Annotated in this window: 20 protein-coding genes; 10 read left to right on the forward strand and 10 right to left on the reverse strand. The window is 68.1% G+C overall.

Annotated elements, in window-relative coordinates:
* Positions 1-45 precede the first annotated feature (45 nt).
* From U858_RS0120030 to ggt, 6 genes are all read right to left on the reverse strand, one after another.
* A complete protein-coding gene (locus U858_RS0120030) occupies positions 46-1,029 on the reverse strand; it encodes a tripartite tricarboxylate transporter substrate binding protein (protein WP_029954104.1) in 984 nt (327 codons plus the stop codon).
* A 198-nt stretch (positions 1,030-1,227) separates the two neighbouring features.
* Positions 1,228-3,087, reverse strand: a complete 1,860-nt coding sequence (locus U858_RS0120035) for a dipeptide ABC transporter ATP-binding protein (RefSeq protein WP_025138944.1) — start codon at positions 3,085-3,087, stop codon at positions 1,228-1,230.
* Positions 3,088-3,101: 14 nt separating this feature from the next.
* On the reverse strand, positions 3,102-3,980 hold the full coding sequence (gene nikC, locus U858_RS0120040; protein ID WP_025138945.1) for a nickel transporter permease: 879 nt from the start codon (positions 3,978-3,980) through the stop codon (positions 3,102-3,104).
* Positions 3,977-4,921, reverse strand: coding sequence for an ABC transporter permease (locus tag U858_RS0120045; protein ID WP_025138946.1), 945 nt, complete (start codon positions 4,919-4,921; stop codon positions 3,977-3,979). The genes nikC and U858_RS0120045 overlap by 4 nt, the downstream gene beginning before the upstream one ends.
* Before the next feature lie 132 nt (positions 4,922-5,053).
* Entirely contained in the window at positions 5,054-6,568 is a 1,515-nt protein-coding gene (locus U858_RS0120050; protein ID WP_025138947.1) for an ABC transporter substrate-binding protein, read from the reverse strand.
* A gap of 35 nt (positions 6,569-6,603) precedes the next feature.
* Positions 6,604-8,232, reverse strand: coding sequence for a gamma-glutamyltransferase (gene ggt / locus U858_RS0120055; RefSeq protein WP_025138948.1), 1,629 nt, complete (start codon positions 8,230-8,232; stop codon positions 6,604-6,606).
* A gap of 154 nt (positions 8,233-8,386) precedes the next feature.
* Between ggt and U858_RS0120060 the strand changes: the two genes are divergently transcribed.
* Positions 8,387-9,295 (forward strand): LysR family transcriptional regulator, encoded by a 909-nt coding sequence (locus tag U858_RS0120060; protein WP_025138949.1) that lies wholly within the window; start codon positions 8,387-8,389, stop codon positions 9,293-9,295.
* 103 nt (positions 9,296-9,398) lie between these two features.
* On the opposite strand, the gene U858_RS0120065 is transcribed toward U858_RS0120060, so the two are convergent.
* The 4 genes from U858_RS0120065 to U858_RS0120080 all read right to left on the reverse strand — a co-directional run bounded on the left by U858_RS0120065 (position 9,399) and on the right by U858_RS0120080 (position 15,998).
* Entirely contained in the window at positions 9,399-11,573 is a 2,175-nt protein-coding gene (locus U858_RS0120065; RefSeq protein WP_025138950.1) for a phosphocholine-specific phospholipase C, read from the reverse strand.
* Between the two features lie 37 nt (positions 11,574-11,610).
* Positions 11,611-11,790 (reverse strand): hypothetical protein, encoded by a 180-nt coding sequence (locus U858_RS0120070; RefSeq protein WP_025138951.1) that lies wholly within the window; start codon positions 11,788-11,790, stop codon positions 11,611-11,613.
* Between the two features lie 21 nt (positions 11,791-11,811).
* A complete protein-coding gene (locus tag U858_RS35385) occupies positions 11,812-13,812 on the reverse strand; it encodes an alkaline phosphatase family protein (RefSeq protein WP_025138952.1) in 2,001 nt (666 codons plus the stop codon).
* Between the two features lie 230 nt (positions 13,813-14,042).
* A complete protein-coding gene (locus tag U858_RS0120080) occupies positions 14,043-15,998 on the reverse strand; it encodes a PhoX family phosphatase (protein WP_025138953.1) in 1,956 nt (651 codons plus the stop codon).
* Positions 15,999-16,217: 219 nt separating this feature from the next.
* Here U858_RS0120080 and U858_RS0120085 point away from each other — a divergent pair, with 219 nt between their 5' ends.
* The 9 genes from U858_RS0120085 to gspN all read left to right on the forward strand — a co-directional run bounded on the left by U858_RS0120085 (position 16,218) and on the right by gspN (position 21,938).
* Entirely contained in the window at positions 16,218-16,664 is a 447-nt protein-coding gene (locus U858_RS0120085; RefSeq protein ID WP_025138954.1) for a general secretion pathway protein GspC, read from the forward strand.
* A gap of 75 nt (positions 16,665-16,739) precedes the next feature.
* On the forward strand, positions 16,740-17,168 hold the full coding sequence (gspG, locus tag U858_RS0120090) for a type II secretion system major pseudopilin GspG (protein ID WP_029954106.1): 429 nt from the start codon (positions 16,740-16,742) through the stop codon (positions 17,166-17,168).
* Positions 17,140-17,628 carry a type II secretion system minor pseudopilin GspH gene (gene gspH, locus U858_RS0120095; RefSeq protein ID WP_025138956.1) on the forward strand — a complete coding sequence of 163 codons (489 nt, stop codon included), beginning with the start codon at positions 17,140-17,142 and terminating at the stop codon, positions 17,626-17,628. The genes gspG and gspH overlap by 29 nt, the downstream gene beginning before the upstream one ends.
* A complete protein-coding gene (gene gspI, locus U858_RS0120100; protein WP_025138957.1) occupies positions 17,615-18,013 on the forward strand; it encodes a type II secretion system minor pseudopilin GspI in 399 nt (132 codons plus the stop codon). Before gspH ends, gspI begins: the two co-directional genes overlap by 14 nt.
* A complete protein-coding gene (locus U858_RS0120105) occupies positions 18,010-18,669 on the forward strand; it encodes a prepilin-type N-terminal cleavage/methylation domain-containing protein (RefSeq protein ID WP_025138958.1) in 660 nt (219 codons plus the stop codon). Before gspI ends, U858_RS0120105 begins: the two co-directional genes overlap by 4 nt.
* Entirely contained in the window at positions 18,666-19,610 is a 945-nt protein-coding gene (gspK, locus tag U858_RS0120110) for a type II secretion system minor pseudopilin GspK (protein WP_025138959.1), read from the forward strand. Before U858_RS0120105 ends, gspK begins: the two co-directional genes overlap by 4 nt.
* Positions 19,607-20,599 (forward strand): type II secretion system protein GspL, encoded by a 993-nt coding sequence (gspL, locus tag U858_RS0120115; RefSeq protein WP_025138960.1) that lies wholly within the window; start codon positions 19,607-19,609, stop codon positions 20,597-20,599. Before gspK ends, gspL begins: the two co-directional genes overlap by 4 nt.
* Entirely contained in the window at positions 20,596-21,183 is a 588-nt protein-coding gene (gene gspM / locus U858_RS0120120) for a type II secretion system protein GspM (RefSeq protein ID WP_025138961.1), read from the forward strand. Before gspL ends, gspM begins: the two co-directional genes overlap by 4 nt.
* The gene (gene gspN, locus U858_RS0120125) at positions 21,183-21,938 is read left to right on the forward strand and encodes a type II secretion system protein N (RefSeq protein ID WP_025138962.1); all 756 of its coding nucleotides are present in this window, start codon (positions 21,183-21,185) and stop codon (positions 21,936-21,938) included. Before gspM ends, gspN begins: the two co-directional genes overlap by 1 nt.
* Positions 21,939-21,960 lie beyond the last annotated feature (22 nt).

The following is a 21,960-nucleotide window of genomic DNA, read 5'->3' on the forward strand; positions in this document are numbered from 1 at the left end:
CCGGCGTCGGTGTGCCGGCGCGCCGCGCCGGGCACACTGCCGTCATCACTGCACCGGCAGCTTGGCCGCACGCACCACGGCGGCCCATTTGACGGTTTCCTTTTCGGCGTAATCCGCCAACGCCTGCGGCGCGCCGCCCACGATTTCATCGTTGCCCAGCGCCACCAGCCGGTCGCGCACGGCCGGATCGGCCAGCACTTCATTGAAACAGCGGTTCAGGCGGTCGACGATGGCGGCCGGCGTGCCCGGCGGCGCCACGATGCCGCCCCAGGCCACGCCTTCGAAGCCCGGCAAGGCGCCTTCGGCGACGGTGGGCAGGTCAGGAAATTGCGGCGAGCGCGCCAGGCCCGTCGAGGCCAGCGCCCGCAGCTTGCCCGAGCGGATGTAGGGCGTGATGCTGATGGTGTTGTCGAAGATGGCATCCACCTGCCCTCCGATCACGTCGGTGGTGGCCGCGGGGCTGCCGCGGTACGGCACATGGATCATCCGCAGCTTGGATGCCTGCGCCAGCATTTCGCCGGTCAGGTGGCCGGAGGTGCCCTGGCCGGGCGACGCGAAGGTGACCTTGTCGGGATGCTGGCGCACGTATTCGACGAATTCAGGCAAGGTCTTGACCGGCATGTCCGGATTCACCGCCAGCACGTTGGCGACCTTGAGCACGAAGATCACGGGCGTGAGCTTTTGCGGATCGTAGGGCAGCTGGCTGAAGGTGCTGCGGTTGATCGCCAGCGTGACGTTGTTGGCGTAGCCCAGCGTGTAGCCATCGGGCGCGGCCCGATACACGTCCAGCATGCCGGCGATGCCGGACGAGCCCGGCTTGTTCTCGACCACCAGCGTCTGGCCCAGCCGCTTGCCGGCTTCCTGCGCCACCAGGCGCATCACCGTGTCGGGCGAGCCGCCCGCCGCCGACGGCACCACCAGCCGGATCGGCCGCGATGGATATTCCTGCGCGTGGCTGGCCTGGGCCAGCAAACACGCCGCGCCCACGGACAGCAGCGCGGCGCCACGTTTCAAGACTCGGTGCAACATGGTTTTCCCCTGGATCTTCTTTGGCCGGGAGACGGCCCGGCTCAGGCAGTCATCGTAGGCGCTTATGAAACGTTTGATCCATTAATGATTACCCCGATATAAATGTTTCACAATCAGACCAAAAGAAGCGCGGCCGGACAAGGTCGGGCCGCGCTTCTTTTGGTCCAGGCCGCCTGGCGGCGGCAGGCGTCTACCGCATCAATACACGCCGATGGCGTGCCGCGCGACGTAGTGCCCTTCGCCCACCTGCACCAGCGGTTCGACCAGGGGGTCGTCGCCCAGCTTGCGCATCGGGCTGGGGATCTCGTCGACCAGCAGCGAACGCTCGCGGTGGCGCCGCTGCGGATCGGCAATGGGTACCGCCGCCATCAGCTTCCTGGTGTAGGGATGCTGCGGGTTCTCGAAGATGGCACGGCGCGGGCCGATCTCGACGATCTGCCCCAGGTACATCACCGCCACGCGGTGGCTGACGCGTTCGACCACCGCCATATCGTGCGAGATGAACAGGAACGACACGCCCAGTTCGCGTTGCAGGTCCAGCAGCAGGTTCACGATCTGCGCCTGGATCGACACGTCCAGCGCCGACACGGATTCATCGGCGATCACGACCTTGGGGTTCAGCGCCAGGGCGCGCGCGATGCAGATGCGCTGGCGCTGACCGCCCGAGAATTCGTGCGGATAGCGGTCGATCATTTCGGGCGCCAGGCCGCATTTGTCCATCAGCCAGCGCACCCGTTCCTGGGCCTCGCGGCCGCGCGCCACGTTGTGGATCAGCAGGGGTTCCATGATGGAATAGCCCACCGTCATGCGCGGATCGAGCGAGGCGAACGGGTCCTGGAAGATGAACTGGATGTGCCGGCGCAGCGTCTGCATGGCGCTGCCGCGCAGCGCGCCGATGTTCTGGCCGTCGAATTCGATCGAGCCGCCCTGGCTCTTGACCAGTTGCAGCAGCGACCGGCCGGTGGTGGTCTTGCCGCAACCGGACTCGCCCACCAGCGACAGGGTTTCGCCGGGATAGAGGTCGAAGCTGACCTTTTCCACGGCGTGCACGCGCTTTTGCACCCGGCCCAGGATGCCGCCGGTGATGTCGAAACTGGTGGTCAGGTCGCGTACCTTCAGCACCGGGCCGTTTTCGCGGCGCACGGTGGACGCAGCAGCCACGGGGGCCTGGTCCGGCAGGGGCTGATGCGCCGCTTCCTCGACCTTCAGCAAGGGGAACGGCGCGGGCTCGTCGGTGCCGTGCATGGCGCCCAGGCGCGGCACGGCCGACAGCAAGGCGCGGGTGTAGGCATGCTGCGGCCGCGCGAAGACTTCGTCGGAACCGCCCTCTTCGACCTTGTCGCCGCGGTACATGACCAGCACGCGGTCGGCCACTTCGGCCACCACGCCCATGTCGTGCGTGATGAAGATGACGCCCATGTCCATTTCTTCCTGCAACTGGCGGATCAGCTGCAGGATCTGGGCCTGGATGGTGACGTCCAGGGCCGTGGTGGGCTCGTCGGCGATCAGCAGCTGCGGCTTGCACGACAGCGCCATGGCGATCATGACGCGCTGGCGCATGCCGCCGGACAGCTGGTGCGGATAGCGGTCGAGAATGGCGCGGGCCTCGGGGATGCGCACGCGTTCCAGCATGCGCAGCGTTTCGGCGCGCGCGGCCGCGGCGTCCAGCCCCTGGTGCAGCTGCAGGGCTTCGGCGATCTGGTTGCCGGCCGTGAAGCTGGGGTTGAGCGAGGTCATGGGCTCCTGGAAGATCATGGCCACGTCGGCGCCGCGCACGCGTTGCAGTGTGCTGTCGGGCGCGTTGACCAGGTCCAGCACCTCGCCATTGCGACGGCGCAGCAGCATGCCGCCATTGACGATCTTGCCGCCGCCGTATTCCACCAGGCGCATCAAGGCCAGCGACGTCACCGACTTGCCCGAGCCGGACTCGCCCACGATCGCCAGCGTTTCGCCGCGATCGACGTGGAACGACACATTGCGCACGGCCTCGACCGTGCGTTCGGGGGTCTTGAAACGTACGGTCAGGTCGTTGACCTGGACGACGCGTTTGGGATCCATTGTTGCCATGGTGATCATTTTTCCTGACGGGGATCCAGCGCGTCGCGCAGCCCGTCGCCCAGCAGATTGAAGCCCAGCACCACCAGGAAAATGGCCGATCCGGGGAAGATCGACATCCAGGGGGCCTGGGTCATGAAGTTCTTGGCGGTGTTCAGCATCGAGCCCCACGACGGGTTCGGCGGCTGCAGCCCCAGGCCCAGGAACGACAGGCTGGCCTCGGCGATGATGGCCGTGGCAATGGTGATGGTGGCCTGCACGATCAGCGGCGGCATGACGTTGGGGAACACGTGCCGGGCGATGATGCGCAGGTCGGACGCGCCCAGCGCGCGGGCGCTCTGGACGTAGTCTTCGTTTTTCACGGCCAGCACCTGGCCGCGCGTCAGGCGCACGAACTTGGGCGCGGCCGACACGCCGATGGCGATCATGGCGTTGATCAGGCTGGGCCCCAGGAAGGCCGCCAGCGCAATGGCGAGGATCAGGAACGGAATCGCCAGCAGGGCTTCGGTGGCGCGGGAAATGACGCTGTCGGTCCAGCCGCCGAAATAGCCGGCGGCCAGGCCGAAGGGCACGCCAACCGCCAGCGCGATCAGCACCGACACCAGGCCGGCCATCAGCGAGGCGCGCGCGCCATAGACCATGCGGCTGAAGATGTCGCGGCCCAGCTCATCGGTGCCCAGCCAGTACGAGGCCGACGGCGCCTTGCGGATGGTGGTGAAGCTGGTCTGGAACGGATCGTGGTTGGCGATCAGCGGCGCCAGGAGGGCCAGCAGCACGAAGAACAGCACGATGGCCAGGCCCAGCATGGCCACGTGGTTGCGTTTGAATTTTCCCCAGGCGCGGTTGCGGCTGCGGGGCGGCGTGACGGCAGCGGCCGTTGCAGGAAGTGCGCTCATGAGTGCCTCAGGCGGGGATTGACCAGGATGTACAGGATGTCGGCCAGCAGGTTCATCAGGATGAAGCCCACTGCAACGCAGAGCACCACGCCCTGCACCACCGCGTAGTCGCGCGTGAATACCGCGTCGACCACCAGCTTGCCGAACCCCGGGATCGTGAAGACCTGCTCGGTCAGCACGGCGCCCGCCAGCAATTCACCAAACAACAGCGTCACCAGGGTGACGATGGGCATCAACGCATTGCGCAGCGCATGGCGCAGCACCACCCGGCGCGGCGACACGCCCTTGGCGCGCGCGGTGCGCACGTAGTCGGCCGACAGCGCTTCGAGCATGGCCGAACGGGTGTGGCGCATCAGGTAGGCGGCGATGGCCGTGGACAGCACCAGCGCCGGCATCAGCATGGTCTTGATCGACAGCCAGAAGTCTTCGGCCGGCGACACGTAGCCCGACGCCGGCAACAGCTTCCATTGCACCGACACCACCATGATGAGGATGATGCCGAGCCAGAAATTGGGGATGGACATGCCGGACAGCGCCGCGATGTTGGCGCCCATTTCGATGGGCTTGCCCTTGCGCACCGCGGCCAGGATGCCCATGGGTATGCCCACCAGCAACGCGAAGAACATGGCCATGGCCGCCAGTTGCAGGGTCACGGGCAGCTTCTGGGCGATCAGCGTGGTGACCGGCACGTCGGTGCGCAGCGACTTGCCCAGATCGCCCTGCACCACCTGGGTGGCCCAGGCGACGTACTGCATCGGCAAGGGGTCGTTCAGGCGGTATTTTTCGCGCAGGTAATCCAGCACGGCCGGGTCGCGCTCTTCGCCGGCCATGGTCAGCACCGCGTCGCCGGGCAGGATTTTCTGCAGCATGAAGACGATCATCGACACCAGTATCAGTGTCGGTATCGCGACGATCACGCGGCGCAAGATAAGTTTAAGCATGTGGGAAAACCGTAGAACAAAAGCGGTGGACGGAGCCGGGCCGGTCAGGCTTGGCGCACGGCCACCGCGGGAAACAAGCGGCCGCGCGAAACGCGCGGCCGGCGGGCGCGGCGGCAAGCCGCCGCATCCCGTTTACTTCTGTGCGAACGTCACGCCCTTCAGGCGGATCATGCCGTCCGGGTACGGCACGAAGCCCTTGACCTTCTTGCCCAGCGCGAACGGCCACGGCTGGTAGTAGTTGTACACCCCGGGCAGTTCGTCCTGGATGATCGCCTGGGCCTGGTCGTAGATGGCGCGGCGCTTCGTTTCATCCGGCACCGTGCGGGCCTCGTTGAGCAGCTTGTCGACTTCCGGATTGCAATAGTGGCCGTCGTTCAGGGCGCCCTTGCAGGTCACGAAGGTGTGGATGTTGCCGTCCGGATCGACCCGGCCCGACCAGCCCAGCATCACGACCTGGAAGTTGCCGCCGGCCGATTCCTTTTGCAGCGCGGCGTATTCGGTGGGCCGCAGCGACAGGTCGAAGCCGGCTTCGGAGGCCATCGCCTGCACCATTTCGGCCACCGACGAGGTGGTGGTGTTGTTGCCGAACATGACCTCGGCCTTGACGCGGTCGAAGCCGGCCTGCTTGAGCAGCGCGCGCGCCTTGGCGACGTCGCGCTTGGTCACGGGGAACTTGTCGCTGTGGTAGGGGCTGGCGGGCGGGAACGGCTGCTGCGCCGGTTCGAAGATGCCGCCGCCGGCCACGTCGTTGATGGCGTTGCGGTCGATGGCCAGCTGGAACGCCTGGCGCACCAGCTTGTTCTTGAACGGGTTGTCTTCGGCGCGCTTGCCGTTGCCCACGTTGAACATGAACTGCTGGAAGCCCAGGCCGGCCACCGGCGCGAAGGTCAGGCTGGCGTCGGTCTTGACCTGCGGCGCGTCGGACGGGTTCAGGCGTTCGAGCATGTCCAGGTCGCCGGCGCGCAGGTTCGACAGGCGCACGGTGGTGTCCGGGATGGGCAGGAAGGTGATGCGCTTGAACGCGTAGTCCTTGGCGTCGTAGTACTGGTCGAATTTCTCGAGCACGACGCGGTCGTTCTGGATGCGTTCGACGAACTTGTACGGGCCCGAGCAGATGGGCTTGCGGCCCACCGAGGCGACGTCGGGATCGGCGAAGGTCTTGGGCGACAGCATCATGCCGGCGCGGTCGGACAGCTGCGCCAGCAGCGTGGCGTCGGGCTGCTTGAGCGTCAGCACCAGCGTGGTGGCGTCAGGCGCGTCGACCTTCTCGACCGAGGCCAGTTCGCCTTTGCGCAGGCTGTCGGGCAGCGTCATGGCGCGGTCCAGGTTGGCCTTGGCGGCGGCGGCATCGAACTTGCTGCCGTCGTGGAACAGCGCGTCTTCGCGCAGCTTGAAGGTCAGCACCTTGTTGTCGGGGCTGAACGACCACGAGGTGGCCAGCTGCGGCACGAAGTGCAGCTTGGGATCGATGTCCACCAGCTTGTCGCACAGCGAGGTGAAGACGATGCGGCCGACGTAGGTGCGGGCGCGGTGCGGGTCCAGGACGTCGGGATCTTCCTGCAGGCCGATCCGGATGTTCTGCGCGCAGGCGGCGCCGGCGGCCAGCGCCAGCACGCTGGCGCCGAAGGTCATGGTCAAGCGTTTCATTGTGATTTTTCCCCTTGAGGCTGCACTGCCGAGTATCAGAAGCCGACGGCCTGGCCGTCGCGGCGGCTGTCGCTGGCGGCGACGTAGCCCAGCTCGTTGTCGCTTTCGGACATGCGCCAGATGAACTGGCCGGCGCCGAAGTCCATGTAAGGATCGTCCACCGACTTCAAAGCATGCCCGAGGTCTTTCAGGCCCGCAATAGTGGAAGCCTTCATATTGGTCTCGATATCCAGCGTGAAATCGCGGTTGACCTTCCAGCGCGGCGCGCAGCAGGCGGCCTGCGGGTTCTGGTGATAGTCGATCATGCGCACGACGGTCTGCATGTGGCCCTGGGGCTGCATGTCGCCGCCCATCACGCCAAAGCTCATGACCGGTTTGCCGCCGCGGGTCAAGAAGCCCGGGATGATGGTGTGGAACGGGCGCTTGCCGCCTTCGACCACGTTGGCCGACTTGGGATTCATCGAGAAGCCCACGCCGCGGTTCTGCATGCTGATGCCGGTGCCCGGCACCACCACGCCCGAGCCGAAGCCCATGTAGTTGGACTGGATGAACGAGATCATCATGCCGTTTTCGTCGGCGGCGGTCAGGTAGACGGTGCCGCCGGCATGCGGACGGCCGGCTTCGAAGTGGGTGGCGCCGTCCAGGCGGATCAGCTTGGCGCGGCTGTCCAGGTAGTCGTCGGACAGCATCTGCTCGGGCGTGACTTCCATCGAGCGCGGGTCGGCCACGTACTTGTACAGGTCGGCGAAGGCCAGCTTCATGGCTTCGATCTGCACGTGCTGCGACTGCACCGAATCGACCGGCAGGCTGGCCATGTCGAAGCGTTCGACGATGCCCAGCGCGATCAGCGCGGCGATGCCCTGCCCGTTCGGCGGAATTTCATGCAGCTCGTAGCCGCGGTACGACTTGGAGATCGGCTTGACCCATTCCGGGCGGTAGCCGCGCAGGTCTTCCAGCGTCATCGCGCCGCCGCCTTCCTTGGCGAAAGCCGCGATACGTTCGGCCAGTTCGCCTTCATAGAAGTCGCGGCCATGCGATTCGGCGATGCGGCGCAGCGTGTTGGCGGCGTCCGGGAAGCGGAAGTGTTCGCCGACCTTGGGCGCGCGGCCTTCCGGCATGAAGGCCTGGGCGTAGCCCGGCTGATTGCTCAGTTCCTTGGCGGCGGCGGCCCACTTGTGCGCCACCACCGGCGGCACGGCGTAGCCGCGCTCGGCGATTTCGATGGCGGGTTCGAACAGCTGTTCGAACGGCAGCTTGCCCAGCTTTTCGTGCAGGGCCGACCAGCCGGCGACCACGCCCGGCACCGTCACCGAGTCCCAGCCGCGCTTGGGCTGGATGGCCAGGCCGTCAGGGCCCGTGCCGTACTTGCGCTTGAAGTATTCGACGTTCCAGGCGGCCGGAGCCACGCCCGACGAGTTCAGGCCATGCAGTTCCTTGCCGTCCCAGACGATGGCGAAGCAATCGCCACCCAGGCCGCACGACACCGGTTCGACCAGCACGATGGTGGCGGCCGCGGCAATGGCGGCGTCCACGGCGTTGCCGCCCTTGAGCAGCATGCGCAGGCCTGCCTGGGCCGCCAGCGGGTGCGACGTGGACACCACGTTGCGGGCGAACAGCGGGATGCGGACGGAGGGGTAAGGGTTGACCCAGTCGAAGGATTTCATGGCGCGTGTCTCAGATAGGTAAGCCCGCGAAGGTACTCCCGTGATCTAATTAAATCAATTTGATTTTTTGTTCGCTCATAAAAGAAATTTTTGTGAGTCAATGGGGGCTTTTCCTGCACAGATCGCCCCTGGATTCAACCCCGGAATCACCCTGATGAGCACCATCCGCTTCCTGCGCACGTTCCTGGCCGTGGCCCACCACGGGTCGTTTTCCGAGGCGGCCGAACAAGTCGCCCTGACCCAGGCCGCCGTCAGCTTCCAGATGCGCTCGCTGGAAGCCGAGCTGGGGCGCGAATTGTTCGACCGCAGCGGGCGTCTTGCCATTCTTAACGCAGCCGGCCGGGAATTGCTACCGGAAATCAAGCACTTGCTGGATTTATACGACCGCATGCGGCTGCCGCGCACCGTGCCGGGTGAACTGGCAGGGTCGGTGTCGGTGGGCAGCATCGTGTCCTGCATGGGCACGCTGTCCAAGGTCGTGTCGGGCATGAAAAAGGCCCATCCCAAGCTGGACGTGCGGATTCTGTCGGGCAAGGCCAGTGAACTGGCCGGCAAGGTCGAAGACGGCGAGCTGGATGCCGCGTTCCTGGTGGAAGCCGGCCGCAAGATGGCCAGCACGCGCTGGGTGCCGCTATATGAAGAACCGCTGGTGGTGATCGCCTCGCCGTCCGCTGCGGGCCGCGATGCCCGCCAGGTGCTGGCGGGCAACCCCTTTTTGCGGTTCGACCGGACCCAGCGCACCGGGCTGCAGATCGACCGGCTGCTGCGGCGCCTGGCGGTGCCGCTGAACGAATTCCTGGAACTGAACGCGATCGAGACCCTGGTCGAGCTGGTGCGCCAGGAGGTCGGCGTGACGCTGTTGCCGCTGATCAACGGCTCGAACTGGCACGCCAGTCCGGAACTGCGCATCCTGCCCTTGCCCGCGGACCTGGGCCCGATGTCGCGGGCCATCGGCATGCTGGAACGGCGTGAACACGCCCGCCAGGGCATCACCGCGGCCATCTGCGAGGCCTGCGCCGCGGCGTTCCGGGCACGCGAACCGCAAGGGGCCGCTCCGGCCTGACGGCAACGCCAGGCCGGCTTCGGCAGCGCCGGGGGGCCAGCCGAAACAGAGCGGCCCCGGACCTGCCCGGGGATGGCAGGTTCCGGGGCGCGCGGGCCGTGTCTTACGTGCCCATCGCCGGGTCGGTCACCGCCGGCTTGCCCGTTTCCACGCGGCCGGCAAAGCGGCGCAGGTAGGCGGGGTCTTCGTTCAGGCGCACCGAGAAGTCGTACCAGGCGCCGCTGGCCTTCAGGGCCCACGACTGTTCCACCTGGCTGCCCGCCGGCACCGTGAACGACCACTTCTCGTTATTGGTGTAGTAGGCGTTGGGCGTGACGACGAACGTGACCGGCTTCTTGCCGCTGTTGATGAAGCTGGCGTAGACGTCGCCGTTGGCCACGTCGTAGCAGACGCGGATCTCGGCATCGAGCTGCTCGCTGCGGGCCAGGGCCAGGTCGCCGGCAAAATGGCGCAGGTAGCCGTTCGGGCCCATCACCCACAGGTCGTACTTGCCGCCGTCGGCGGCCGTGTCCCAGCTGCCTTCCAGCTGCTTGTTCGGCTCGACCGTATAGCGGCGCGGCAGGCGGTCCAGGTGCAGGCGGTCATAGACGTGGAACACGCCGGTGGCCGTGCCGGTGTTGGCAAACACCAGCCACATGGCGCTGGTGCCCGGCTGGGCCCGGCCGCTGGTGTGCAGTTCGTAAGGCAGCGGACGCGAGAAGCGCACGCCGGTTTCCTGCACGGGCTTGGCCTGCGTGGTGGTGTCGGGCAAGGCCACCTGGGGCAGCGCCTGCTGGTCGGCACGGGTCTGGTCCGCCTGGGACTTGGTCAGCAAGGTCAGGTCGGGCAGCTTTTCGTTGTTGGGCGTGGCGAAGTTGAAGGCCGACGTCAGGTCGCCCAGCACGGCGCGGCGCCACGGGCTGATGTTCTTTTCCGCCACGCCGAAACGCGCTTCCAGGAAACGCAGCACCGAGGTGTGGTCGAACGCCTGCGAATTGACCCAGCCGCCGCGGCTCCAGGGCGACACGATGTACATCGGCACGCGCGGACCGGGGCCATAGACGCGGTTGTCGGCCGCATCCTGGGCGGAAGGCCGCGTGTGGCGTTCCAGGTCGGTGTTGACGGTGGATGCGCCCGCCATCGAGCCGTCCGGGTTGATCGACGGCGCGGCCGGCGACGGCACGTGGTCGAAAAAGCCGTCGTTCTCGTCGAAGTTGACCAGCAGCACGGTCTTGCTCCAGACGTCCGGGTTGGCCGTCAGGGCGTTCAGCGTTTCCTGGATGTACCAGGCGCCCTGCACCGGGCTCGACGGGCCGGGGTGCTCGGAATAGTTCGCGGGCGCGACGATCCAGGACACCTGCGGCAGGTTGCCGTTCATCACGTCATCGCGCAGGGCCTGCAGCAGGCCACCGTCCGGCATGGTGTTGGCGGTGCCCTTGTACAGCGGGTTGGTCGCGTCCGACGCGGGCGTCCAGGCCGGCGGGTTGGGCGTGACGGTGGGGTCGTTGCCCGACAGTTCGTAGGCCTTGCGGAACTGGCGGAAACCGGCCAGCGGGTTGTCGGTGAAGTTGTCGGGCAGGTTCTGGTAGACCTTCCAGGTCACGCCGTTTTCCTGCAGGCGCTCGGGGTAGGTCTTCCAGGTCCAGCCGATGGTCGAGGCGCCCAGGCCGTCCCATTGGTTGCGAGTGGACGGGCCGTTGCCCTGGGCCAGCGGGTCATTGGTGCCGGTCCAGTGGAACAGACGGTTGGTGTTGGTGCCGCCGTGCGAGGCGCAGTGATAGGCATCGCACAACGTGAAGGCCTCGGCCAGCGCGAACTGGAAGCCCAGTTCTTGCCGGGTGTAGTAGCCCATGGACTGGTTCTGCTTGTAGCGCGGCCACTGATACAGGCGGCCGCCGTCCCAGGCGTTCTGCGCGTCCAGGTAGTCGTGCGGCGTGCCGGACACGCGCTGGGCGTTGCCCTTGGTGCTGTCCAGGTGATACGGCAGCACCACGCGGGTGCCGTTGGTCTGTTCCCAGACCGAGCGGTTCTGCGGCAGCGGGACGGTGATGCGGTCGCCAAAGCCGCGCACGCCCTTGAACGTGCCGAAGTACATGTCGAACGAGCGGTTTTCCTGCATCAGGATGACCACGTGCTCGACGTCGTTGATGGTGCCGGTGCGGTTGTTGGCGGGAATCGCCAGCGCGCGGCGGATGGCCGGCGGGAACATCGACAAGGCGGTCAGGCCGGCGGTCGAGGCGGCGGCATTGCGCAGGAAGCGGCGCTTGCCGGCGTGGATCGGGTCTTTTTCGGACGTCACAGGTGCTATTCCTTGAATTCTGATTGAGGCGCCGCCGTCAGGGCGCGCAACGCAATTGGGGCTTGGCGGGCTGGGTCGGCGTCTCGGGGTTGCCGCCGCCGGGGGTGCCGCTGTCGCTGTCGTCGTCCTTGTCGCCGCCGCAGGCGGTCAGGGTGGCGGCGATCATCAGCACCGCGCCCAGGCGCAGGAACGCGCGCAAGATCGGGGAAGTATTCATGTTGTGTCTATCCTTGGGACATCAGGGGATCAGTTCGGAAACGGACTTGCCGGACAGGGCCAGCGACTTGACCTCGGCTTCGGTCAGCGCGCGCGACCAGAAGGCCAGGTCGTCGAAATACATCGTGTAGGGGCCCTTGGTGCCGGCGCAGCACACGCCGTAGGTGCCCTTGCCGTCTTCATTCAGGCCCAGGTGCGGACCGAACAGGCCGGCGATCTTGGTCAGGTCGACCGCGGCGGTGGGCGTGGAACGGCTGGTGAAGCCCAGTTCCGGGTCATAGACGTAGGCCGACATGGTCTTGGCGGTCTTGTCCACGGACATGGCCACGTAGACGGGCTTGTTGGGCGTGAACTTCACGCCATTGATGTCGACGCGTGTACCGCCAGCCAGGTTGAAGCGCAGCTCGGGGCCGGCCCACTGGGCGATGGTGATGCCAGGGTTGCCGCCCGAGTTGTAGTCCTTGTTGCCCAGGATGGAGCGGTCGTTGGCGGTGCCGTCCGACTGGTACCAGAAACCGATGGTGAAGGCGTTGACGGTGTCCAGCAGGCCCGCCGGATAGTCCAGCTTGAAGGCGCCGATGGGGTCACCGGTACGCACGTTCTGGAACATCTTGCCGAACACGCCCTTGTCGGCGAACACCGGCGTCTGCGTGCCGTCGTAGGGGGTGATCGCCCCGCCGCCGGCCGCCTTGTCGGTCAGGTTGCCTTCGAACGGGAACAGCATCGTCAGGCCGGTACGCAGCGACGCCAGCAGCGGCACCGGCGCCGTGTACACCACCGTGGCGCGCACTGCCGTCACGGCATTGCCCACTGAAATGGTGTAGTTCAGCTCGTGCATGCCTTCGGTCGTGAACGAGAACGCGGTGTCGACGTAGTCTGTCGCCGTGCCGGGCAGGCGGGCGATTTCGGCGCCGTCACGCGCAATCACGATGTCGCCGGTCGGGATGCCGACGCGGGTCCAGTTCAGCGACACGCTCTTGTTGTCCATCGACGTGCGGCTGGCGGCGCGGCGCAGGGCCACCGACTCGGTCAGGGAAGCGCCCGCCATGTCGTACTGGCCGGCCGCCGGCAAGGCGCCCAGGTGCGCCAGCACGGTGGGCGCGGCGTCGGCGGCGCTGGGCAAGGCGTACCAGGCGCTGTTCCAGACGCCGTCGAACGACGCGTCGTCGGCGCTGCCGCCCAGCAATTGCGGCCGGTTCATCGCCAGCAGCGTGGTCTTGTTGAGCGAGAGCTGCAGGCCGTCGCTGCCGCCCGTACGGTCCAGGCCATGGCTGGACGCCACCACCACCAGCCAGTTCTCTTCCGGATGGTCGGTGCGGCGGCCGGCCACCTGGGCCAGCAAGGCGCCGATGGCGCTGTCGGTCTGGCGCAGGGTGGCCTGGTAGCCGGCGCCGAAGCCAGCGGCCAGGGCCGCGGTCTCGGGCGCGCCGAACTGCGCCACCACGACGTCGTAGCCTTCGGTGATGCGATCGCGCGCCTGGCTGGCCACGCAGGTGTCCACGCCCGCACAGTCGGTCAGGCTTTGCAGGTAGCCGGCGGCGCGGTCGTTGCCCGCCAGGCTGGCCAGCAACGTTGCATTGAAGGCCGCTGCCGTGCGCGCGGCGGGCTTGGCCGTCTTGACACGCTGGAACAGCGTCGGCGTCTTGGGCGCCTGGCCCGGCGCGTTGCTGCGCACGCCGTGCTGGTCGGCCCACTGGCCGGTCAGGAGCGTGGTCCAGCCCGGCACCAGCAGCGTGGGTTGCTGCGTCACGCCGCCCGTCACGCCGCCGGTCCAGCTGCGCGTCACGGTCAGTTGCGCCAGGCTGGGCAGGGACTTGTCCGCCACGCTCTGGCGGTAGGCGTCGTACGTCAGGCCGTCCACGCCGATGAACAGCACCTTGTTGGCCGCAGACGCGGCGGGCGGCTGCGTGGCCGGCGGCGTCGCCGCATCGTCGTCGTTCTTGTCATCGCTGCCGCCGCATCCGGCCAGCGCGCCCAGGGCGGCCAGTGCCGCGCACCAGCGCTTCCACTTCATTACCTGCATGTTCTTTCCCTTTCGAAACCCGCTTTGTGGGTGGCCCACATAGTGGCTTCGCAAGGTGAACGACGCATGAAGCAAAGAAAGGAATCGCTGATCGACGGATCAGGATTTTTTTCTGATGCGACACAGACGGAAACAAAGCGAAGGGACCGGCACGCCGGTCCCTTCGAGGTATCGCGCAGGCGGACGCGGCGTTTTGCGCGCCGCCTGCGCCCTGTTCGGCGCCAGGCCGATCAGTTGCCGATCTTCACGCCGGTCAGGTAGCCCACCGACGCGCCGAAGCCGTCCTTGTAGTTGGCCTTGACCAGCGGTTCCAGCGTGGGCCGCACCTTGGCGTGCAAGCCCGTCCAGTCGGCGGCGTGCTGGAAGTTGCTGGTGATGTAGGTCCAGCCGTTGATCTCGTCCACCGCCTGCAGGCCGGTGGATTCAGCCGCCACGGGGCACGACAAGAGGCGCGACAGCGCCTTGGTGTCGACGTTGTAGGCCCACAGGAAGTTATTGACGTGGCCGCCGCTGTCTTCGCCCACGAACAGCGTGCGCAGCTTTTCCGAGAACTTCAGGTTGTCGGGGTTGGAGATCTTGTCGGCGTTGTGGGTGTTGCCCAGCTCGTCGACCGGCGAGATCGGCGCGCCGACCAGTTCGGCCACGGCGGCCATGTCCACCGGCACCCATTCGCTGTCGATCGCCTGGCCGTTGGTGTCGACCTGGCCGGCCTTCATGTGCAGCTGGTAGACGGCGCCGGCCGAATTGGCCGTGACCTTCATGCCGGCCACGGTGCCGTCGACCATCGAGGTTTCGATGCGCGACATGGCGCTGTAGGCGATCTTGTCCTTGACGTTGACCGTGGTGCCTTCCATCTTGGTAAAGCCCAGCGTGCCGCCGACCAGTGCGGCGTAGCGGTGGGTTTCCAGGAAGGCGGCGGCCTGGCGGCGGCCCGGCATCAGCTTGACCCAGTTGTCGCCGCCGCTGAAGCGGATCTTGGTGAAGGTGTTGTCGGCCGGGTCCGTCTTGCGCACGTCCATGATGTCGGCGGCGGTCAGCTGGTCGGCCAGTTCCTTGACTTCGGCGCTGGTGGCGTGGCCCAGGTTGATCCAGGTCAGCGTGCCGGCGCCCGGGCCGGTGCCCGAGGTCTGCGCCCACTTGGCCACGTACAGCGAGCCCGACGACAGGTCGGCCTTGCGGTCGGCCACGAACATGAACAGGCCGCCGTTGGTGGCATCGTCGCCCATCAGCGCGGTGCGCTGGTCGGGCATGATCTGGACCAGCTCGTGCGAGATGCGGCCCATGCAGTAGTGCTTCTTGATGCTGCCGGTGCCGTCCGGGTTCACCGTCACTTCCGGCATGTGGCCGTAGTGGTACGGGTTGGCCTTGTTGGGGTCGTTGAACAGGTTCTGGCTGTAGGCCTGGAACTGCGCCTGGGTCTTGGCGACGGTGGCGTCGGGTTCGTACTCTTCGCTGGACAGGTGGGTATTCCAGGGCGACAGGCTGGCGCCGCAGGTGATCCACAGGCCGTTCACCGACGAGGTGTCGACGTTGCTGTACTTGACCAGGCTGAGCTTGCCGGTGGCCGGGTCCTGCGCCAGGGTCAGCACGGCGATCGGCGACGGCAGGCGGCCGTACATGTCGTTGCCGGCCTGGTCCATCGACTGGTATTCGAACTGCACCACGGCGAACACGGTGTTGCCATTGACGCCCGGCACCTTGGGCGCTTCCAGCTTCAACAGCGACATGCCGTCCGGGCAGTTCGAGAAGAACGCGCGCGCCTTGGCGGGCACCGAGTTGTCCATGATGGGCGCGCCGGTGTTGTCGAAATAGGCGCCGGCGATGATGCTGCCGCCCTTGCCGTCCGGCACCGCGTCGCCGGTCATGAAGAATTGTTCGTAGCCCAGGTCGACCTTGCGGGTCGAGCCGTCGCTGAACGTCAGCACCATCGACGAGCCTACCGTGGTGCGCGCCATCAGGGCGGGGTTGGCCAGGGAAGGCGCGGGCATCGACGTGAACGAGGCGGACTTGAACGTGACGTTGGGCGCGGGCGGATTGCCCGGCGTGACGACTTCATCATCGTCATCGTCGCTGGAATTACAGCCCGCCAGCAGCGCGGCCATGCTTACGCCGCCCAGCGGCAGCATCGGCGCACCGCCGAGCATTTTCAGAAGGCGACGGCGGTTGGCGTGTGTCGTGTCTTGCATCGTTGTTTCCTGTGGGGAGGGGTCAATGCCGCGGGGCTTCGCCGCAGCGTGCACGCATGCTAGACAGGCGGCATTTAAGCTTGATGACAGCGCTTCGTTTGCATCTTGAAAGCAATGGCGCCGCGCTATCGCAGGCTTGTCATGATCGGCCGCTATAGTCGGGCGCATTCCTGTTTGCGCGCGCCGGACTGCCGGTGCGCGCCTTTCGCCTTGCCCTTCATGCCTTTGTCCCTACGCTTGTCTCTTCCCGCGGCGCCCGCCGCGCTTCGTGTCCTGGCCGTGCTGGCGCTGGCCGCCGGCCTGGGCGTCTGGGGCGCGGTGCTGCTCGCACCCGGCCCCGGCCCCCTGCCCCCCGCGCTCTCGGCGCCCGCACCGCGCGCCGCCGACAACACGCCGGTGGCGCTCTGGTTCGGCCGCGATGAAGTGATGCGCACGCAGATCAGCGTGCTGGGCGTGATTGCCGCCGGCACGGATGGCGCCGCCGTCTTCAGCGTCGACGGCGGCCCGCCGCTGGCCTGGCGCGTGGGCGATGAAGTCGCGCCGGGGATTGTCTTGAAAGAGATCGGCGCCGACGCCATCACGGTCGAGCAAGGCGGCCGCGCCAACCGCCTGGCGGCCCCGGTGTTCCCGGCCCCCGCGGACGGCATCGCCAGCGCGGCCAAGTGAGCGCGCCAGGCTCATATTGCTGTCATATTTCATGTCCACAATCCTCCGCTTCTACTGAAAGACCGGAGTTGTAAAGTGCGTCAGACATCGCGTGGGCCTGCCCGCCAGCAAGGTTTCACCCTGATCGAGATCATGGTGGTCATCGTGATCATGGGGATTCTTGCGGCCCTGATCGTTCCGCGCGTGCTCGACCGTCCCGACCAGGCCCGCCAGGTGGCGGCGCGCCAGGATATCGGCGGCATCATGCAGGCGCTCAAGCTGTATCGGCTGGACAACGGCCGCTACCCCACCACCGCCCAGGGCCTGCGCGCGCTGGTCGAAAAGCCCGAAGGCGCGTCCAACTGGCGCGGCTACCTGGACAAGCTGCCCAATGACCCCTGGGGCCACCCGTATCAATACCTGAGCCCTGGCGTCAAAGGCGATATCGATGTGTTCTCGTTCGGCGCCGACAACAAGCCCGGGGGAGAAGGCGGTGATGCCGACATCGGTTCGTGGGAACTCTGAACGCGGCTTCACGCTAGTCGAAGTCCTGGTGGTGCTGGTGATCGTCGCCATCGCCGCCAGCATGGTCAGCCTGTCCATCGGCAAGGGCCCGGACCCGCTGCGCGACGACGCGCAGCGCCTGGCCGACGCCTTTACCGTGGCCCAAAGCGAAGCCCGCAGCGACGGCCGGCCGATACGTTGGCTGCCCGCCGCCGCCGGCTGGTCGTTCGAACGCCAGGGCCGCGCCGACTCGCCCACCGCCGACGAAGACGTGACGCTGCCCGTGGACAAGCTGGAACGCGACGACGCGCTGCGTCCGCGCGCCTGGCTGGCTGGCCCCGTGCAACTGCGGCTGAACCCGAACCGGCCGCTGGTCTTCAATACCGAGTGGGTGGCCGATCCGTTCAGCCTGCAACTGCGGGCGGGCGAATCGCTCGTGACGCTGTCGCGCGATGCGTCGGGACGCTATGACATCCGCTGAATTTCCCGCTTTGCGGCAACGCCAGCGCCAGCGCGGCTTCACATTGATTGAAGTGCTGGTGGCCCTGGCCATCATCGCGGTCGCGATGGGCGCGGCCCTGCGCGCCACCGGCGTCATGGCCGCCAACAACCGCGCGCTGCAGGACAAGACGCTGGCGCTCTTGGCCGCGCAGAACGCGCTGACGCAGTTGCGGCTGGAGCAGACGCTGCCGCGCGCCGGCACGCAGACCGTGCCCTGCCCGCAAGGCGGCCTGGCGCTGCGCTGCGAGCTGGAATTCACCAATTCGCTGAATCGCAGTTTCCGCCAGGTCTCGGTCAAGGTCCGCGACAACGCGGACGGCGGGGTCCTGCTGCAACTGGACGGCCTGTTGTCGAGCCTGCGATGAGTCTGCTCCACACCTTGCGCCACACCCCGCACCCAACCCCGCGCCACGCTCGCCGCCCCCGCGGCCGCGCCGAAGCGGGCTTCACGCTGATCGAAGTGCTGGTGGCCCTGGCGCTGATGGCGCTGGTCAGCCTGATGGCCTGGCGCGGCCTGGAAAGCGTGTCCAGCGCACGCGAATGGATCTCGCAGCAGGCCGAAGACACCGACGCCATCGTGCGTACGCTGGGCCAGATCGGACGCGACGCCGAACTGGCCTACAACGGCCCGTCGTTCGCTTCGCCCGGCATCGATGCGCGCGTCTTCACCAGCGGTATCCGCCTGTTGCCCGGCACCGCCGGCGCCCAGACGCTGGAAATCCTGCGGCCCGATCCGGACGGCAGCGGCCGCTGGCAGCGCGTGCAATGGTCCGTGCGCAAGGACGGGCTGTGGCGCGCCAGCGGTGCGTCGGCCGAACAGGCGCCGCTGCCGCCCGCGGGCGACGGCGTGCTGCTCCTGCCCGGCGTGCGCGCGCTGGTGCTGCGCGGCTGGGTGCCCGGCGCCGGCTGGATGGATACGCGCTCGCCGTTTTCGGCCACGCCCAGCGGCATCGAGATCGCGCTGGACCGAGGGGCGGGCGCCGACACCCGCCGCTACAGCCGCATCCTGGAGCTGCCATGAACGCGCCCCGCCCGCGCGAACGCGGCGCTGCCGTCATCAGCGCCCTGATCATCGTGGCCATCGTGGCCGCGCTGACCACCAGCCTGTTCCAGCGCCAGACCGCCAGCACGCGCCGCGTCGAAAACGAAATGGCACGCGTGCAGGCGCGCATGATGCTGGCCGGCGGCATCGACTGGGCCCGCCTGGTGATCCGCGACCATGGCAAGCGCGAATCCACCACCCGCGGCGACCAGATCTGGGCCACGCCGATACTCGACACCCGCATCGAACGCCCCGGTGACGACCGCGTGGCCGTGTTCTCCGGCCGCGTGCAGGACGAACAAGGCAAGTACAACCTGAACAACCTGGCCAGCCACGGCGTGCCGCAGCCTGAACAGGAACAGGTGCTGCGGCGCCTGCTCGCCAGCCTGCGCCTGCCCGACGCGCTGGCCGCGCGCATGCTCGACATCATCGTGGCCAGCCAGCCGCCCGCGCAGCCGGCCGATGCGCCCACGCCGGCCCAGGGTGGCCAGACCCCGGATGCCCGTGCGCCGCAGCCGCGCGGCATCGACGATGTGGCCGCATTGCTGGGGCTGGAGCCCGCGGTGCGCAACGAACTGCGCCGCACCATGACCGTGCTGCCGCTGGCCACCAATGTCAACGTCAACACCGCACCGCCCGAAGTCATCGCCGCGCTGGTGCCGGGCCTGTCGCTCAGCCAGGCCCGCGCCATCACCGGCGAACGCGACCGCGGCAACTGGTTCAACAACAGCGGCGACTTCGCCAACCGGCTTGCCGCCACGGGCGTGAAAACCCCGGCGCCAGCCGTCGTCACCGCCAGCGGCTGGTTCATCGCCAATGGCGTGGTTGCCTACGAACGGGCCCGGGTCTCGATGCAGGCACTGATACGCAGCGCCCCGCCGGCCGCGCCCGACACCCTCTGGACAAGAGAAAATCCGTGAAGAATTCCTTGCGCATCGCGCTGCCCCCCCTGGCCGAATTCGGCCCCGGCTCGCCGCTGCCCTTTGCGTGGTTCGACCGCCGCGGCAATTGCGCGCGCCGCGGTGAACTGACGCTGGCCGCCCTGGGCCAGGCCTATCCGCAAGCCGCTTGCGAAGCCGTGCTGCATCCCGGCGACGTCATCGCCGCCACCGTGCAGGTGCCGGCCGTAACGCGCGCACGCTTCGGCGCCGCGGTGCGCAGCGCGCTTGAACCCCTGGTGCTGAGCGACCTGGACGACCTGGCGATCGGCCACGGCCCGCGCGCGGCCGACGGCTCGGTGCCGCTGGCCTGGGCCGCGCGCGAGCCGGTGCGCCGCGCCTGGAGCCTGCTGAACACGCACGGCCTGCGCGCCCACGCCTTGATCGCGCCGCAGACCCTGGCGCCCGACGACGCCACGCCGCTGCGCGACCCCGCGGACCCGCGCTGGCGGGCCCCATCGCCCTCCTGGTCGCTCGCCATGCCGCAATTGGCGCCCGCGCGCGTGTCGCGTTGGCGCCCCGTCTGGCGTTGGGGCGCGGCGGCCGCCGTGGTCTGGATCGGCGGATTGAATCTGCATGCCGCGCAACTGCGCGGCGAGGCCCAGTCCCTGCGCGACGGCATGCGCCGCCAGGTGCTGGCCGCGTTCCCGGACATTCCCGTGGTGCTGGACCCGGCCCGCCAGGCCCAGCAAGGCCTGGACGCGCTGCGCAACCATCGCGGCGCCGCCAGCGCGGGCGACTTCCTGCCGCTGGCCCGTGCCGCGGCGCAAACCCTGCCGTTCGCCGCCGACAAAGTGGCGCGGCTGACCTACGCCGACCAGGCTCTCACCCTGCAACTGGCCGACGCCGGCCCTGCCGCCCAACGCGTGGCCGAAACCCCCGCGCTGATCCAGCAAGCGGCCGCACAAGGCCTGAAGCTGGAACGCGGCGATACCGACAACACCTGGCGCATCACGCGCAGCCAACCATGAAGCCCCTCGAACGCCTGGACGCCGCCTGGCGCGCCGTCCGCAAACCCCTGGCGCCCGCCGCCGAACGCGCCCGTCAGCGCTACCTGGCCCTGGCCCCGCGCGAACGCCGCCTGGTCAACACGGCCGGCGCGCTGCTGGGCGCGGTCGTGGTGTTTACCGTGATGATCGAACCGGCCCTGACCACCACCCGCAAGCTGCGCGATGAACTGCCCCTGCTGCGCACGCAGGCGGCATCCGTGGCCGACCTGGGCGCGCAGGCCATGGCCTTGCGCGGCAAGGCGGCTGCGCCCGCCGCCACCCTGCCTGCTGCGGCCGACATCGGCGCCAGCCTGGAACGCGCGGGCCTGCCGGCCGACCACTGGAAGCTGGACCACCCGGGCCAGGGCGACAGCGTCACGCTGTCCCTGTCCGAAATCCCCTCGTCCGCTCTGCTGCGCTGGCTGGAAAACGCCGCGGGCGATTGGGGCCTGGCCGTCAAAGACGTGGACCTGACCCGCGCCGCCAATGCCAACGGCCGCCCGTTGCCGGGCCTGGTCAATGGCAGCGTCACGCTGGCGCTGCCGGCACGCAAGGCCCGGTCCTGATGCGCCTGCCCCGTTTGCCCAAGCGCACCGGCCTGGCGCTGGCCTGCGGCGCCTGTGCGCTGGCGGCCGCCGCCACAGTATTGCCGGCCCGCTGGCTGCTGGCGCTGCTGCCCGCCGACGCCCCGGTCACGCTGGCCGATGCCGCCGGCACGATCTGGAACGGCAATGCCTGGATCGCGCTGGGTCCGCCCGGCGCGCGCCGGCTGCTGCCGCAGGCGCTGCATTGGCAATGGCGCTGGCCGTCGATGACACTGGAACTGTCGCACCCCTGGCTGCAAGGGCCGGTACGCGCTGGCGTCAGTTGGACGGGCGTCACGCTCTCGGCCCAATCGCTGCGCCTGCCGGCCACCGCCCTGCCCGCGCTGGGCGCGCCCTGGAACACGCTGGCGCCCGAAGGCACGATCGAGGTCAGCTGGCAGGCCCTGCGCCTGGGCGGCAACCTGCCCGACGCGCCGCTGGCCGACCTGCGCTGGCGCGATGCCGGCACGGCGCTCACGCGCGTGGCGCCGGTGGGCACGTATCTGCTCAGGATTCGCGGCAACGGCAAGTCCGGCGCCACGCTGGCGCTCACCACCGAAAGCGGTCCGCTGGCCGTCACCGGCCAGGGCAGCGCCAACGCGCGCGGCGTGCGCTTCACGGGCCAGGCCACCTTTGCGCCGTCAGCCAGCGAGGCCGACCGCGCGGCGCTGGACGGCCTGATGTCCACCTTGGGGCGGCGCAGCGGCGATACGGTGGAGTTCGGCACCGGCAAGTAAGGGGGCAAGTAAGGGCGCGCAT

It is taken from the genome of Achromobacter sp. DH1f (assembly GCF_000633435.1).
In the GTDB taxonomy this organism is placed as follows: domain Bacteria; phylum Pseudomonadota; class Gammaproteobacteria; order Burkholderiales; family Burkholderiaceae_B; genus Achromobacter; species Achromobacter deleyi.